The organism is Pseudomonas sp. B7(2017), from assembly GCF_002112745.1.
GTDB classification, from domain to species: domain Bacteria; phylum Pseudomonadota; class Gammaproteobacteria; order Pseudomonadales; family Pseudomonadaceae; genus Aquipseudomonas; species Aquipseudomonas ekonensis.
Genome location: NZ_NEIP01000002.1, coordinates 476,563 through 491,367, shown reverse-complemented (window position 1 = coordinate 491,367; position 14,805 = coordinate 476,563). Strand labels below are relative to the sequence as shown.

The 14,805-nt window shown below is 67.1% G+C and carries 14 protein-coding genes; 6 read left to right on the top strand and 8 right to left on the bottom strand.

The features are described from left to right. Window positions 1-5: 5 nt before the first annotated feature. The 6 genes from mazG to CAG29_RS05685 form a co-directional block, all read right to left on the bottom strand. Window positions 6-842: a nucleoside triphosphate pyrophosphohydrolase gene (gene mazG, locus CAG29_RS05710; RefSeq protein ID WP_085693950.1), complete on the bottom strand. Its 837-nt coding sequence runs from the start codon at window positions 840-842 to the stop codon at window positions 6-8. A gap of 57 nt (window positions 843-899) precedes the next feature. Then, window positions 900-3,143: a GTP diphosphokinase gene (gene relA, locus CAG29_RS05705; RefSeq protein ID WP_085578177.1), complete on the bottom strand. Its 2,244-nt coding sequence runs from the start codon at window positions 3,141-3,143 to the stop codon at window positions 900-902. Window positions 3,144-3,267: 124 nt separating this feature from the next. Next, window positions 3,268-4,620, bottom strand: a complete 1,353-nt coding sequence (rlmD, locus tag CAG29_RS05700) for a 23S rRNA (uracil(1939)-C(5))-methyltransferase RlmD (protein WP_085578178.1) — start codon at window positions 4,618-4,620, stop codon at window positions 3,268-3,270. Next, window positions 4,620-5,522: a cysteine synthase CysM gene (gene cysM / locus CAG29_RS05695; protein ID WP_170930365.1), complete on the bottom strand. Its 903-nt coding sequence runs from the start codon at window positions 5,520-5,522 to the stop codon at window positions 4,620-4,622. The genes rlmD and cysM overlap by 1 nt, the downstream gene beginning before the upstream one ends. A gap of 120 nt (window positions 5,523-5,642) precedes the next feature. After that, the gene (locus tag CAG29_RS05690; RefSeq protein WP_085693948.1) at window positions 5,643-7,061 is read right to left on the bottom strand and encodes a sensor histidine kinase; all 1,419 of its coding nucleotides are present in this window, start codon (window positions 7,059-7,061) and stop codon (window positions 5,643-5,645) included. After that, window positions 7,048-7,770, bottom strand: a complete 723-nt coding sequence (locus CAG29_RS05685) for a response regulator transcription factor (RefSeq protein ID WP_085578181.1) — start codon at window positions 7,768-7,770, stop codon at window positions 7,048-7,050. The genes CAG29_RS05690 and CAG29_RS05685 overlap by 14 nt, the downstream gene beginning before the upstream one ends. A 217-nt stretch (window positions 7,771-7,987) precedes the next feature. Here CAG29_RS05685 and CAG29_RS05680 point away from each other — a divergent pair, with 217 nt between their 5' ends. Together CAG29_RS05680 and CAG29_RS05675 are read left to right on the top strand one after the other, a co-directional pair. Further along, on the top strand, window positions 7,988-10,741 hold the full coding sequence (locus CAG29_RS05680) for a response regulator (RefSeq protein ID WP_085578292.1): 2,754 nt from the start codon (window positions 7,988-7,990) through the stop codon (window positions 10,739-10,741). Window positions 10,742-10,824: 83 nt separating this feature from the next. Continuing rightward, window positions 10,825-11,814, top strand: a complete 990-nt coding sequence (locus tag CAG29_RS05675; protein ID WP_085578182.1) for a 2-hydroxyacid dehydrogenase — start codon at window positions 10,825-10,827, stop codon at window positions 11,812-11,814. A gap of 6 nt (window positions 11,815-11,820) precedes the next feature. Here CAG29_RS05675 and CAG29_RS05670 read toward each other — a convergent pair whose 3' ends face one another. Continuing rightward, window positions 11,821-12,258 (bottom strand): hypothetical protein, encoded by a 438-nt coding sequence (locus tag CAG29_RS05670; RefSeq protein WP_085578183.1) that lies wholly within the window; start codon window positions 12,256-12,258, stop codon window positions 11,821-11,823. A 134-nt stretch (window positions 12,259-12,392) separates the two neighbouring features. On the opposite strand from CAG29_RS05670, the gene CAG29_RS05665 reads away from it, so the two are divergent. Both CAG29_RS05665 and CAG29_RS05660 read left to right on the top strand, forming a co-directional pair. Beyond that, entirely contained in the window at window positions 12,393-12,827 is a 435-nt protein-coding gene (locus CAG29_RS05665; RefSeq protein WP_085578184.1) for a hypothetical protein, read from the top strand. Next, window positions 12,827-13,231 (top strand): META domain-containing protein, encoded by a 405-nt coding sequence (locus CAG29_RS05660; RefSeq protein ID WP_085578185.1) that lies wholly within the window; start codon window positions 12,827-12,829, stop codon window positions 13,229-13,231. The genes CAG29_RS05665 and CAG29_RS05660 overlap by 1 nt, the downstream gene beginning before the upstream one ends. A 46-nt stretch (window positions 13,232-13,277) precedes the next feature. On the opposite strand, the gene CAG29_RS05655 is transcribed toward CAG29_RS05660, so the two are convergent. Then, window positions 13,278-13,745 carry a TlpA disulfide reductase family protein gene (locus CAG29_RS05655; RefSeq protein WP_085578186.1) on the bottom strand — a complete coding sequence of 156 codons (468 nt, stop codon included), beginning with the start codon at window positions 13,743-13,745 and terminating at the stop codon, window positions 13,278-13,280. A gap of 113 nt (window positions 13,746-13,858) precedes the next feature. Between CAG29_RS05655 and arsC the strand changes: the two genes are divergently transcribed. Beyond that, window positions 13,859-14,212 carry an arsenate reductase (glutaredoxin) gene (gene arsC, locus CAG29_RS05650; RefSeq protein ID WP_085578187.1) on the top strand — a complete coding sequence of 118 codons (354 nt, stop codon included), beginning with the start codon at window positions 13,859-13,861 and terminating at the stop codon, window positions 14,210-14,212. Next, window positions 14,209-14,805, top strand: a complete 597-nt coding sequence (gene wrbA, locus CAG29_RS05645) for an NAD(P)H:quinone oxidoreductase (protein WP_085578188.1) — start codon at window positions 14,209-14,211, stop codon at window positions 14,803-14,805. Before arsC ends, wrbA begins: the two co-directional genes overlap by 4 nt.

Below are 14,805 nucleotides of genomic sequence, written 5' to 3'. Positions count from 1 at the left end.
ATTGCTCAGCCGCAGCCGGGCGCATTCTTTTCCTGTCGTTTGGCTTCGCCCCACAAGGCGTCCAACTCTTCGAGGGTGCAATCTTCCATGGGACGACGGGTGTCGCGCAATGCCTGTTCGATAAAACGGAAACGCCGCTCGAACTTGCCGTTGGCGCCGCGCAGCGCGGTTTCCGGATCGACCTTCAGGTGCCGGGCCAGGTTGACCACCGTAAACAGCAGATCGCCGATCTCGTCGGCCACCGCCGCCGGGTCGTTTTCCGACATGGCCTCAAGCACCTCGTCGAGTTCCTCGCGCACCTTGTCCAGCACCGGCAAGGCGTCCGGCCAGTCGAAACCGACCTGCCCGGCGCGCTTCTGCAGCTTGGCCGAGCGCGACAAGGCCGGCAGCGCGGCGGGCACGTCGTCGAGCAGCGACAGTTGCCGCGGCTCGGCGGATTTCTCGGCGCGCTCTTCGGCCTTGATCTCTTCCCAACGCTCCTTGACCTGCTCTTCGTTCAGCCGCGGCACGTCCAGCGGCGCATACAGATCGCCGGTGGGAAACACGTGCGGGTGACGGCGCACCAGCTTGCGGGTGATGCTGTCCACCACGCCGGCGAACTCGAACCGCCCCTCCTCCCGGGCCAGCTGGCTGTAATACACCACCTGGAACAGCAGATCGCCCAACTCGCCCTGCAAGTGATCGAAATCGCCGCGCTCGATGGCGTCGGCGACCTCGTAGGCCTCTTCCAGGGTGTGCGGGACGATGGTGGCGTAGGTCTGCTTGATGTCCCACGGGCAGCCGTACTGCGGATCCCGCAGACGGTTCATCAGGTGCAGAAGGTCTTCCAGGCTGTACGTCATGTCTGTCTCACCACAAAACCCTGCGCAAGCGGGCAGGCCCGCTTGCGCCGTTGCTCCTCAAGGCGTGCGGTTGCGCCGCGTCTCGATGATGTTCGGCAACTGGGAAATCCGCCCCAGCAACCGCCCCAGCGCGTCCAGACCCGGGATCTCGATGGTCAGGGACATCAGCGCGGTGTTGTCCTCCTTGTTCGAGCGGGTGTTGACCGCCAGCACGTTGATGCGTTCGTTGAGCAGCACCTGCGAGACGTCACGCAGCAGCCCGGAACGGTCGTAGGCGCGGATGACGATGTCCACCGGGTAGGTGAGCACCGGCACCGGGCCCCAGCTGACCTGGATGATGCGCTCCGGCTCGCGGCCGGCCAGTTGCAGCACCGAGGCGCAGTCCTGGCGGTGGATACTCACGCCGCGGCCCTGGGTGATGTAGCCGACGATCGCGTCGCCCGGCAACGGCTGGCAGCAGCCGGCCATCTGCGTCATCAGGTTGCCGACGCCCTGGATCTGGATGTCGCCGCGCTTGCCCGGCTTGTAGCCGGCGGCCTTGCGCGGGATCAGCTCCAGCTGCTCGTTGCCGCGCTCCGGCTCGACCAGCTGCTGCGCCAGGTTGACCAGCTGCGCCAGGCGCAGGTCGCCGGCACCGAGGGCGGCGAACAGGTCTTCGGCGGTCTTCATGTTGGCCTTGTCGGCCAGCTTGTCGAAGTCCACCGCCGGCAGGCCGAGGCGGTTGAGCTCGCGCTCGAGCAGGGTCTTGCCCGCCGCGACGTTCTGGTCCCGGGCCTGCAGCTTGAACCAGTGGACGATCTTGGCCCGCGCCCGGGACGTGGTGACGTACCCCAGGTTCGGGTTCAGCCAGTCGCGGCTCGGGGTGCCGTGCTTGCTGGTGATGATCTCGACCTGCTCGCCGGTCTGCAGGCTGTAGTTGAGCGGCACGATCCGCCCGTTGATCTTGGCGCCGCGGCAGTTGTGGCCGATCTCGGTGTGCACGCGGTAGGCGAAGTCCAGCGGCGTCGCGCCCTTGGGCAGGTCGATGGCATGGCCGTCCGGGGTGAAGATGTAGACTCGGTCCGGCTCGATGTCGACCCGCAGCTGTTCGGCCAGGCCGCCGATGTCGCCCAGCTCTTCATGCCACTCGAGCACCTGACGCAGCCAGGAGATCTTCTCTTCGTAGTGGTTGGAGCCGGACTTGACGTCGGTGCCCTTGTAGCGCCAGTGCGCGCAGACGCCGAGTTCGGCCTCCTCGTGCATGGCGTGGGTACGGATCTGCACCTCCAGCACCTTGCCTTCCGGGCCGATCACGGCGGTGTGCAGCGAGCGGTAGCCGTTCTCCTTCGGGTTGGCGATGTAGTCGTCGAACTCTTTGGGGATGTGCCGCCACAGGGTGTGGACGATGCCGAGCGCGGTGTAGCAGTCGCGCATCTCCGGCACCAGCACGCGCACGGCGCGCACGTCGTAGATCTGGCTGAACTCCAGGCCCTTGCGCTGCATCTTTCGCCAGATCGAATAGATGTGCTTGGCCCGGCCGCTGATGTCGGCCTCGACGCCGGTGGCCTGCAGTTCGTTCTTGAGCTGGGTCATCACGTCGCTGATGAAGCGTTCGCGGTCGAGCCGCCGCTCGTGCAGCAGCTTGGCGATCTGCTTGTACTGGTCAGGCTCCAGGTAGCGGAAGGACAGGTCCTCCAGCTCCCACTTGATGTGGCCGATGCCGAGCCTGTGCGCCAGCGGCGCATAGATGTCGAACACCTCCCGGGCGACCCGGTTGCGCTTCTCGTCGTCGGCGGTCTTCACCGCCCGGATCGCGCAGGTGCGCTCGGCCAGCTTGATCAGCGCGACGCGCACGTCGTCGACCATGGCCACCAGCATCTTGCGCAGGTTCTCGACCTGGCCCTGGGTGCCCAGCACCATGGACTGACGGGGGCTGAGGCTGGCGCTGATCGCCGCCATGCGCTGCACGCCGTCGATCAGCTTGGCGACCACCGGGCCGAACCGCTGGCTGACCGCCGCGAGCTCGATCTGGCCTTCGCGCACGCCGCGGTACAGCACGGCGGCCACCAGGGAATCCTGGTCGAGCTTGAGGTCGGCCAGGATCTCGGCGATCTCAAGACCGGTGCTGAAGCTGCCGCTGCCCTCGGTCCACAGATTGTTCGCCGCTTTGGATTGCTGCTCGGCCTGACGGGCGTATTCGCAGGCCTCCTTCAAGGCTTCGCGATCCAGCGCCAGATCGACGCTGACCGCATGATCGAGCCAAGCCTCGAGATTGATACTGCCGTCGGTGTTGATCGGCTGGTGTGCTCTCACCTGTACCATCTTGCTTTACCTTCCCTACGACGCAGATTCAATGCGTCAAATCGCTGACCTTCATTGCCCGTTCGCGCTCGCGGGGCTGGGACGAGCGCTGTCCGGGCGGACCAGACGGATCAGACGGGCCATCCTAGCCCGCTTCAAATAACGCCATGGCCTCGACATGCGCCGTCTGAGGAAACATATCGAGAATCCCGGCACGTTTTAACCGGTAGCCCTGCTTGATCAATTCGACCGTGTCGCGCGCCAGAGTTGCAGGGTTGCACGACACGTACACCAGCCGTTGGGCACCCAGGGTCGCCAGCTTGCGCACCACCTCGAAAGCACCGTCACGGGGTGGGTCCAAGAGTACCGCAGAAAAGCCGTTTCCGATCCATTCGGCATCGGTCAAAGGCTGGGATAAATCGGCCTGAAAAAACTTTGTGTTATGCAAATTGTTGCTGGCGGCGTTCTCCGCCGCACGGTCGACCATCGTCTGCACGCCTTCGACCGCCACCACCTCACGCACGGCCTTGGCCAACGGCAAGGCGAAGTTGCCCAGGCCGCAGAACAGGTCGAGCACACGCTCATCGCCCGTGGGCTTGAGCCACTCCAACGCCTGGGCGACCATCGCCTCGTTGACGCCGGCGTTGACCTGGATGAAGTCGCCCGGACGCCAGGCCAGCTCCAGCCCCCACGTCTCCAGGCGGTAGCCCAGCGACTGCGTAGGGTCCGCCGGCTGCGGCTCGCCTTCGCCGTGCAGCCACAGCTGCGCCCCGTGGAACGCGCAGAAATCCTTGAGGATCGTCAGGTCCGCATCCGACAGCGGCGCCGTGTGCCGCAGCAGCACCGCCAGCGACGAGCCGCTGAACAGTTCCACATGCCCCAGCGCCTGAGGCTTGCCCAGGCGGCGGAGCATGTCCGGCAGCCGGCTCATGATCGGCTGCAAGGGCTGTACCAGCACCGGGCACTCGTCGATCGCGACAATGTCCTGGCTGCCGGCGGCGCGAAAGCCCACGTCCAGCCGCTTCGCCTTGGCGTCCCAGCGCACCGCCACCCGGGCGCGGCGTCGGTAGCCGAATTCGGGGCCGGTCAACGGCGCGGCCCATTCTTGCGGTTCGACGCCGGCGACCCGCGACAGCTGCTCGGCCAGCATGCGCTGTTTCAGGGCAAGCTGTTCAGCGTGGGGCAGGTGCTGCACGCTGCAGCCGCCGCAGCGGCCCGCGTGCGGGCAAAGGGCCGGACGGCGCAGTTCGCTGGCCTTGAGCACGCGCTCGGCGCGGGCCTCGACCACTTTACCGTGGGCGCCGAGCACCCGCGCCTCGACCTCCTCGCCTGCGAGGGCGCCGAGGACGAACCAGGTGCGGCCTTCGAAGAACGCGATGCCGCGACCGTCATTGGCCAGGCGCTCGATGCTCAGGCGCTGCTTCTTGCCGGTCGGGAGTTGCGGGGCCTTGCTGCCGCCGGTGGGCTGGAAGCGCAGGCCTCTTGCTTGCTTGGCCATCAGTTGGGCGCGTCGAACAGGCCGGTCGACAGGTAGCGGTCGCCGCGGTCGCAGATGATCGCGACGATCACCGCGTTCTCGACTTCCTTGGACAAGCGCAGCATCGCCGCCACCGCACCGCCCGAGGACACGCCGCAGAAGATGCCTTCTTCGCGGGCCAGGCGACGGGTGACGTCTTCGGCTTCGCTCTGCGCCATGTCGACGATGCGGTCGACGCGGTCGGCCTGGTAGATCTTCGGCAGGTATTCCTGCGGCCAGCGGCGGATGCCGGGAATGGCCGAGCCTTCCATCGGCTGCAGGCCGATGATCTGCACGTTGTCGTTCTGTTCCTTGAGGTAGCGCGACACGCCCATGATGGTGCCGGTGGTGCCCATGGAACTGACGAAATGGGTGATGGAGCCCTGGGTCTGGCGCCAGATCTCCGGGCCGGTGGTGGCGTAATGGGCTTCGGGGTTGTCGCCGTTGGCGAACTGGTCGAGCACCTTGCCGCGGCCTTCGGCCTCCATCCGCTGGGCCAGGTCGCGGGCGCCTTCCATGCCCTCTTCCTGGGTGACCAGGATCAGCTCGGCGCCGTAGGCGGTCATCGCCGCCTTGCGCTCGGCGGTGGAGTTGTCCGGCATGATCAGGATCATCTTGTAGCCCTTGATCGCAGCGGCCATCGCCAGGGCGATCCCGGTGTTGCCCGAGGTCGCCTCGATGAGCGTGTCGCCGGGGCGGATCTGCCCGCGCAGCTCGGCGCGGGTGATCATCGACAACGCCGGACGATCCTTGACCGAACCCGCCGGGTTGTTGCCTTCCAGCTTGAGCAAGAGGGTGTTGCTGGTGGCGCCGGGCAGGCGCTGCAAACGCACCAGCGGCGTGTTGCCGACGCAATCGGCGATGGTTGGGTACTGCAAGGTCATGGCGTTTTTCGCAATCCGGACAGCGGGGGCGCCTATCATACCGGCAAACCCGCGCCGGCCATATCACGCAAAGTATGGTGCTTATGGCTTATGGGAATAAGTGAAGAAACCGCGGGGCCGTCAGCTGATCTGCGGCTGCAGCCCGTCCGCCGCCGGCGCAGGCCGGCCCTGCACCGCCTCGCAGGCGGCGTCGTGCGCCTTCAACCGCAGGTTCAGCCGCAAGCCGTCTGCGCCGTTCTCGGCCCACAGCCTGCCGCCCTGACGCTGCACCGCATTACGCGCGATGCTCAGGCCCAGGCCGAACCCGCCGTCGCCGGGCCGCGAGCCGTCGAGCCGGATGAACGGCGAGAAGATCCGCTCCAGGTCCGCCTCGGCCACGCCGCCCCCCTGATCCTCCAGCCACAGGTGCCAGTAATCGCCGTCGCGCCGCCCGCCGAGCCGCACCACGCCGCCCGGCGGCGAATGGCGGATGGCGTTGCGCAGAATGTTTTCCAGCGCCTGGGCCAAGGTGTTGAGGTGGCCGCGCACCCAGCAGGAGGCCTTCACCGTGCACTGCAACTGCAGGCTCGGCCAGCCGCTTTCGTAGCAGGCGTTGTCGGTCAGCATTTCCCACAGGGCCTGGATCTGGATCGCCTCGTCGGGCAGCGGCGTGCGCTCGGTGTCGAGCCAGGCCAGCTGGAGGGTGTCTTCCACCAGCCGCTGCATGATGTCGACCTCGCGCCCGATCCGTTCGCGCAACGGCAACAGCGCCTGCTCGCCTTCGCTGGCCACCCGCAGGCGGCTCAATGGCGTGCGCAGTTCGTGGGACAGGTCGCGCAACAGTTGCTGCTGCAGCGCGACGGTCGATTGCAGGCGCTCGGCCATCGAGTCGAAGGCCCGGGCCAGTTCGCCGAGTTCGTCGGGACGCTCGGTGATGCCGCTCGACAGCCGCACATTCAGTTGGTCGGCGCGCCAGGCGTTGGCCTGTTCGCGCAGGTTGTTCAGCGGCATCACCAGCAGGCGGTACAGGCCGACGCACAGCAGCAGCGTGAACAGGCCGGGGATCACCCCGTTGGTGATGACCCGCCAGAACGTCTTGTAGCGCCCCGGCAGGAAGCGCTCGGGCAGCTCGATCACCAGGCTGCCGGCGGACGGGTTCTCGGGGAACGGCACCCGCAGCCACGGCAGGCCCTTTTTGTGGATCGGCCAGTCAGGCCCGCGCAGGAAGGTCAGGCGCAGGGTCTCGGCCTCGCTCAACGGCTGGCTGCCCAACGATTGCAGGTGGCCGCCGATCACTCCGACCCAACCCGCCTCGCGCCAGTGCATGGTCCGCAGCCAGGCGTCGACGCCCTCCTGCCGCCCTTCCCGCCAGGCCTGCTCGGCCTCGGCCGCATAACGGGCCAACGTGCCCCGAGCCTCGTCGGACAGGAACTGATTGCGCTGCTCCATGTAGCGGCCCCAGGACCAGCTCAGCCAGATCATCAGCAGACAGAACGCCACCAGCAGGCAGGCCAGTTTCCAGAACAGCGAGTGTCGCCCCGGCAGCTCAGACGGTTTCATCGGGTGCGCTCAATACGTAACCCTTGCCCCACACCGTGCGCACTTCGCGCTCGCCGTAGCCGACGGCCTTGAGTTTGCGGCGGATCTGGCTGATGTGCATGTCGAGGCTGCGGTCGTGGGGCGCGTAGCCGCGCTGCAGCACGTGCTGATAGAGGAAGGCCTTGCTCAGCACCTCTTCGGGGTTGCGGTCGAGGGTCTCCAGCAGGCGGTACTCGCTGCGGGTCAGGCCGGCGGGCCGGCCTTGGTAGGACACATCGCACTGTTCATCGTCGAAACGCAGCGCGCCCGCCGCGACGGGTTCGGCCAACGGCGCCGGACGCCGGTCGAGCGCGACGCGCCGCAGGATCGCCTCGATGCGCACATGCAGCTCGGCCATGCTGAACGGCTTGGGCAGGTAGTCGTCGGCGCCGAGGCGAAAGCCGCTGATGCGGTCGGCTTCGGCGCCCAGGGCGGACATCAGCAGCACCGGCGTGGAGTGGCTCTGGCGCAGTTGCGTGAGCACATCGAGCCCGTCCAGCCCCGGCAGCAGGATGTCCATCAGCACCACGTCGAACGGCTGGTGCCGGGCGACATCGAGGCCCTCCTGGCCGTTGCGGCACCAGGTCACCTGAAAGCCGCTGCGGCCCAGGTGCTCGTGGACATAGGCACCGAGCACAGGATCGTCTTCGATGGAAAGGATGCGGGGCTGGCCAACAGAGACAGGAGTCATGACTATCTGCAAATAATTCTCAGTTGGCGGATTATTCAAGATTGCCGGGCGCCGGGCAACCCGAGCCTGATCCGGCAGACGGACGTCGCGGCTTCGGCCGATGGACGGCGGCGGCATTTTTCCCAAGATTGCCCGCGAGCAAATCGCTACACTGCGCCAAAGCCGCGTGCCGGACGCACGCGAGAGTCAACGGATCAGCGGGATGCGGGAGATGGGCGTGCTCAAGAAACTGGGAATCAAAGGTCGCGTGCTGTTGCTGACCCTGTTGCCCACCAGCCTGATGGCGCTGGTGCTGGGCGGCTACTTCACCTGGACGCAGCAAGTCGACCTGCAGGCCCAACTGATGCAGCGCGGCGAAATGATCGCCGAGCAACTGGCGCCGCTGGTGGCGCCGGCCATGGGCCACGGCGACAGCGAACTGCTCGAACGCATCGCCACCCAGTCCCTGGAGCAGTCCGACGTGCGCGCCGTGACCTTCCTGGCGCCGGACCGCTCGCCCCTGGCCCACGCCGGCCCGACCATGCTCAACCAGGCCCCCAGCGGCGACAGCCTGCAACTGCTGCGGCGCAGCGGCAACGATGCGACCCGCTACCTGCTGCCGGTGTTCGGCAAGCACCGCAACCTGGCCGGCGAACTGATCCCCGAAGAGTCCGACCGCCTGCTCGGCTGGGTCGAACTGGAACTGTCGCACAACGGCATGCTGCTGCGCGGCTACCGCAGCCTGTTCGCCAGCCTGCTGCTGATCGGCGCAGGCCTGGCCGGCGCGGCGCTGTTGGCCGTGCGCATGGGGCGCACCATCAACCGGCCGCTGAGCCAGATCAAGCAAGCCGTCGCGCAGCTCAAGGACGGCCACCTGGAAACCCGCCTGCCGCCCCTCGGCAGCCAGGAACTCGACGAGTTGGCCTCCGGCATCAACCGCATGGCCGGCACCTTGCAGAACGCCCGGGAAGAACTGCAGCACAGCGTCGACCAAGCCACCGAAGACGTGCGCCAGAACCTCGAAACCATCGAGATCCAGAACATCGAACTGGACCTGGCGCGCAAGGAAGCCCTGGAGGCGAGCCGGATCAAATCCGAGTTCCTGGCCAACATGAGCCACGAGATCCGCACGCCGCTCAACGGCATCCTCGGCTTCACCCACCTGCTGCAGAAAAGCGAGCTCACCCCGCGCCAGCTCGACTACCTGGGGACCATCGAGAAGTCTGCCGACAGCCTGCTGGGGATCATCAACGAGATCCTCGACTTCTCCAAGATCGAGGCCGGCAAGCTGGTGCTCGACCACATTCCGTTCAACCTGCGCGACCTGCTGCAGGACACCCTGACCATACTGGCCCCGGCCGCCCACGCCAAACAGCTGGAGCTGGTCAGCCTGGTCTACCGCGACACGCCGCTGTCGCTGGTCGGCGATCCGCTGCGGCTCAAGCAGATCCTCACCAACCTGGTCAGCAACGCGATCAAGTTCACCCGCGAAGGCACCATCGTCGCCCGGGCGATGCTCGAAGAAGAGCACGAGGACAGCGTGCAGCTGCGCATCAGCATCCAGGACACCGGCATCGGCCTCTCGGCCCAGGACGTGCGCGCCCTGTTCCAGGCCTTCAGCCAGGCGGACAACTCGCTGTCGCGCCAGCCGGGCGGCACCGGCCTGGGGCTGGTGATCTCCAAGCGCCTGATCGAGCAGATGGGCGGCGAGATCGGCGTGGACAGCACGCCTGGCGAAGGCTCGGAGTTCTGGATCAGCCTGAGCCTGCCCAAGACCCGCGACGACACCGACGACCTGCCGGCCGCGCCATTGCTCGGGCGCCGGGTGGCGGTGCTGGAGAACCACGAACTGGCCCGCCAGGCGCTGCAGCACCAACTGGAGGACTGCGGCCTGGACGTCACCCCGTTCAACACCCTGGAGAGCCTGACCAACGGCGTCACCGGCGCCCACCAGACCGAGCAGGCCATCGACCTGGCGGTGCTCGGCATCACCAGCAACGACATGCTTCCGGAACGGCTGAACCAGCACATCTGGGATCTCGAACACCTGGGCTGCAAAGTGCTGGTGCTGTGCCCGACCACCGAACAGACCCTGTTCCACCTCTCGGTGCCCAACCCCCACAGCCAGCTTCAGGCCAAACCGGCCTGCACGCGCAAACTGCGGCGGGCGCTGTCGGACCTGGTGCTGCCGCGCCAGACCCGCAGCGAGCCGGGCGAGCCGCTGTCCAGCCGTGCACCGAAAGTGCTGTGCGTCGACGACAACCCGGCCAACCTGCTGCTGGTGCAGACGCTGCTCGAAGACATGGGCGCCAAGGTGCTGGCCGTGGAAAGCGGCTACGCGGCGGTCAACGCCGTGCAGAGCGAAGCGTTCGACCTGGTGCTGATGGACGTGCAGATGCCGGGCATGGACGGCCGCCAGAGCACCGAAACCATCCGCCAGTGGGAAAGCGAACGGCACTGCACGCCGCTGCCGATCGTCGCCCTCACCGCCCACGCCATGGCCAACGAAAAGCGCGCCTTGCTGCAAAGCGGCATGGACGACTACCTGACCAAGCCGATCAGCGAACGGCAACTGGCCCAGGTGGTGCTGAAGTGGACCGGGCTGGCGCTGCGCAATCCGGTGCAGGAGCGCGCCGCCGACGGCGTGGCCGGCCCTCAGGATCTGCCGGTGCTCGATCACGAGGAAGGCCTGCGCCTGGCCGCCGGCAAGGCGGATCTGGCGGCGGACATGCTGGCGATGCTGCTGGCCTCGCTTGAGGCCGACCGGGAAGCGATTCGCACGGCCCGCGACGGCAACGACCAGAACGCCTTGCTCGAACGGGTGCACCGCCTGCACGGCGCCACCCGGTACTGCGGCGTGCCGCAACTGCGCGCCGCCTGCCAGCGCAGCGAAACCCTGCTCAAGCAGCAGGATCCCAACGCCGCCCAGGCGCTGGACGAGCTGGATCGGGCGATCAACCGCCTGGCCGCGCAAGCCAGGATCAGTGCCTGATCCAGGACAACGCCGGCGGCGCCACGGACGGCTACAGTGAGCGTGGGCCATCAGGCCCCGCGACCCGGTTTCAGGAGGCCAGCATGCGCACGATCGTTTTCAGCAGCCAGACGTATGACCGCGACAGTTTCCTCGCCGCCCCCTGCCCGGACGGCATCGAGCTGCACTTCCAGCCGGCGCGGCTGTGCCTGGACACCGCCGCGCTGGCCGAGCATCACGAGGTGGTCTGCGCCTTCATCAACGACGACCTCGGCGCACCGGTGCTGGAACGTCTGGCCGCCGGCGGCACGCGGCTGATCGCGCTGCGTTCGGCCGGCTACAACCACGTCGACCTGGCCGCCGCCCGGCGCCTGGGACTGGCGGTCGTGCGGGTGCCCGCCTACTCGCCCCATGCCGTGGCCGAACACGCGGTGGCGTTGATCCTGGCGCTCAACCGGCGCCTGCACCGCGCCTACAACCGCACCCGCGAAGGCGATTTCAGCCTGCACGGCCTGACCGGCTTCGATCTGGTGGGCAAGACCGTCGGCATCGTCGGCACCGGGCAGATCGGCGCCACGTTCGCCAAGATCATGCACGGCTTCGGCTGCGAACTGCTGGCCTACGACCCGTACCCCAACCCCGCCGTCGAAGCGCTGGGGGCCCGCTACCTGAGCCTGCCCGAGCTGCTGGCCCGGTCACGGATCATCAGCCTGCACTGCCCGCTGAACGCGCAGAGCAAGCACCTGATCAACCGCCAATCGCTGGCGTGCCTGCAACCGGGGACGATGCTGATCAACACAGGGCGCGGCGGGCTGGTCGACACACCCGCGCTGATCGACGCCCTGAAGGACGGCCAGTTGGGGTATCTGGGGCTGGACGTCTATGAGGAGGAGGCGCAGCTGTTCTTCGAAGACCGCTCCGACCTGCCGCTGCAGGACGATGTCCTCGCCCGCCTGCTGACCTTCCCCAATGTGATCGTCACCGCCCACCAGGCCTTCCTGACCCACGAGGCCCTGGGGGCGATCGCCGAGACGACCCTGCGCAACATCGCCGCCTGGGCGCAGGGCGCGCCGCAGAACCGGGTCGAGGCCTGAGCCGGCTCAGGACGGCTTGAGCGACGACGCCAGGATCAGCAACGCCAGCCAACCGAAGCCCAGCAGCCGCTGTTTGGCCGAGTGGCCGCTGCGCAGCAGGAACCAGACAAAAAAGCCCGGCAGCAGGAACACCATGATCTTCAGCCAGCCTTCCACCGGCCGCGAACCGTCGGCGTTCAACTGAGGCTCGACCGGTTGCGCCGCCTGCGCACGCCGGCGGCGACCGGCCGCCGCCGGCGTGGCCCGTGGCTGCGGCGCAGGCGCTGCGGGCGCGATCGGAGCTTCGGGAACGGATTCGTTGCGCGGCAGGCGGCCAAAGGAAATCGGCGACTTCGTTGCTTCAGCGCCGGCCGCGCCCTGCTCCAGCGGGGCTCCGCAATGGATGCACGCCGACGTCTGCGAGCTGATACTGCGCTTGCATTCATAACATTCGATCAGCGCCATGTTCCGTTCCTTAGAAAAAAGAAGCGGCAGTTTGCCATGACTGCGGTGCCGGTTTGAACCGGATCGAAGGTCGCAAGCGCGCGTCATTCTGCAATCCGGCCCGTGCTAGCATGTCGCGCATATTTGGAGGCTCCATGGTCGAACACGATTTCCGCTACACCCTGATGAACCCGCAACACACCCTCACCGAATGCCGCGCCATCGTGCCGGGCCGCTATCAGGTCACCGGCAACGGCGGCTCGATCCGCGTCGGCGACGTCCTGGTGGTCACCCTCAAGGGCAGCAAGGACCTGTCCATGCGCCTGACCGTCGAAACCGTCCGCCACCTGATCAACCCGCCGGGCCAATGGACCGCGATGACCCAGGGGCCGGTGTTCGGCGAACTGGCGATCCACACCTGGCAGGTCAACTGCGATGCGTGCGCCAAAGCCCTGAGCTTCGAGTTCGCGGTGGACGCCAAGCTCGGCAAGCCGGCCGAGACGGCCGCCGCCACCGCACGCATCGCCGAACTGGGCTGGCAGGCCGTGGGCGGCAAGCATGTGTGCCCGAGCTGCCGGGAGTCCGCGTGATGAAACACCTGGCCCTGACCGCCGCCGTCGGTGCCGGCCTCGCCGGGTGCGCCGCCGAGCCGGTGCAGCTGCAGCAGAACCGCAGCTACATCCTGGAATGGATCGGCGAACGCCCGCTGATGGACTACAGCCACTTGACCGTCACCCTGGGCGACGATGGCCGGGCCTACGGCAACGGCGGCTGCAACCATTGGTTCGCGCCGTACACCCTGGACGGCGACAAACTGAGCTTCGGCAAGATCGGCAAGACCCGCAAGCAATGCGCGCCGGCGCTGATGGAGCAGGAACAGCGCTTCTTGCAGGCGCTGGAGAAGGTCGAGCGCTGGGACGTCTCGCCGATCGAGCAGATGCGCTTCTGGCCCGTCGAAGGCAAGCCGTTGCGCTGGTGGCTGGAAGAAGGCTGAACCCGTTTTGCGGCGAGGGAGCACGTTCCCTCGCCACAGCGCCCCTTCAGTTGGTCGCCTTCAGCGCCTCCAGCTTCGCCATCACCCCCGCCGCCGTCTGCTCGCCCAGCAACTGCTCACGCACCTTGCCCTTGTTGTCGATGATGTAGGTCACCGGCAAGGCCTCGCTGCGCGGCAGTTCGAACAGGTCCGCCGGATCCTGCGCCAGCACGGTGAAGCGGATGCCCAGCTTCTCGCTGGCGCCTTTGAGCTCCTCACCTTGCACGTTGTCGAAGTTGACCCCGAACACGCCGATCTTCCTGTCCTTGAGCTGCTCGGCCAAGTGGTTGAGCTCCGGGATCTCGGTGCGGCACGGGCCGCACCATTCGGCCCAGTAGTTGAGCACCACCCACTGCTTGTCGAGGCGCTCGGAGGCCACTTTCTGCCCGTTCTGATCGATGCCATAGTCGTTACCGCAGCCCCCCAGCATCAACGCTCCGATGATCGTCAATGCCGCTGCCAGTCGCCGTGTCATGTCATGTTCCTTGTGAAAAATTGAATGCGCCTGCGACCCGTCGCCTCCCGAGGTTCTGGATTGCGCGCTGCACAGTTAGAATAGCCGCCACTTTACGCCATAAGCGACCCGCCATGACCGATCTGACGCTCTATCACAACCCGCGCTGCTCGAAATCCCGTGGCGCACTCGAACTGCTCGAAGCCCGTGGCCTGACCCCGAACGTGGTGCGTTACCTCGAAACCCCGCTGGACGCCGCGCAGATCAAGGCCTTGCTCGGCAAGCTGGGGATCGGCGCCCGGCAACTGCTGCGCACCGGCGAAGATGAATACAAAACGCTTCAGCTGGCCGACAGCAGCCTCAGCGAAGAACAACTGATCGCCGCCATCGCGGACCATCCGAAACTGATGGAGCGCCCGATCCTCGAAGCCGGCGACAAGGCCGTCATCGGCCGTCCGCCGGAGCGGGTCCTGGAGCTGCTGCCGTGAGCGATCCGTACATTCTGGTCCTGTATTACAGCCGCAGCGGCTCGACCAACGAGATGGCCCGGCAAATCGCCCGCGGCGTCGAACAGGCCGGGCTCGAAGCGCGCCTGCGCACCGTGCCGGCGATCTCCGCCGAGTGCGAAGCGGTGGCGCCGGACATTCCCGACGAAGGCGCGCTGTACGCCACGCTGGACGACCTGAAGAACTGCGCCGGCCTGGCCCTGGGCAGCCCGACCCGCTTCGGCAACATGGCCGCGCCGCTCAAGTACTTCCTCGACGGCACCAGCAACCTCTGGCTGACCGGCGCCCTGGTGGGCAAGCCGGCCGGCGTCTTCACCTCCACCGCCAGCCTGCACGGCGGCCAGGAGACCACGCTGCTGTCGATGATGCTGCCGCTGCTGCATCACGGCATGCTGATCACCGGCCTGCCCTACAGCGAATCGGCGCTGCTGGAGACCCAGGGCGGCGGCACGCCGTACGGCGCCAGCCACCATGCCGGGGCCGACGGCAAGAGCGGCCTGGACAGCCACGAAATCGCGCTGTGCCGCGCCTTGGGCGCACGCCTGGCGAAAACCGCGCAGAAGCTGGGGAGCTGA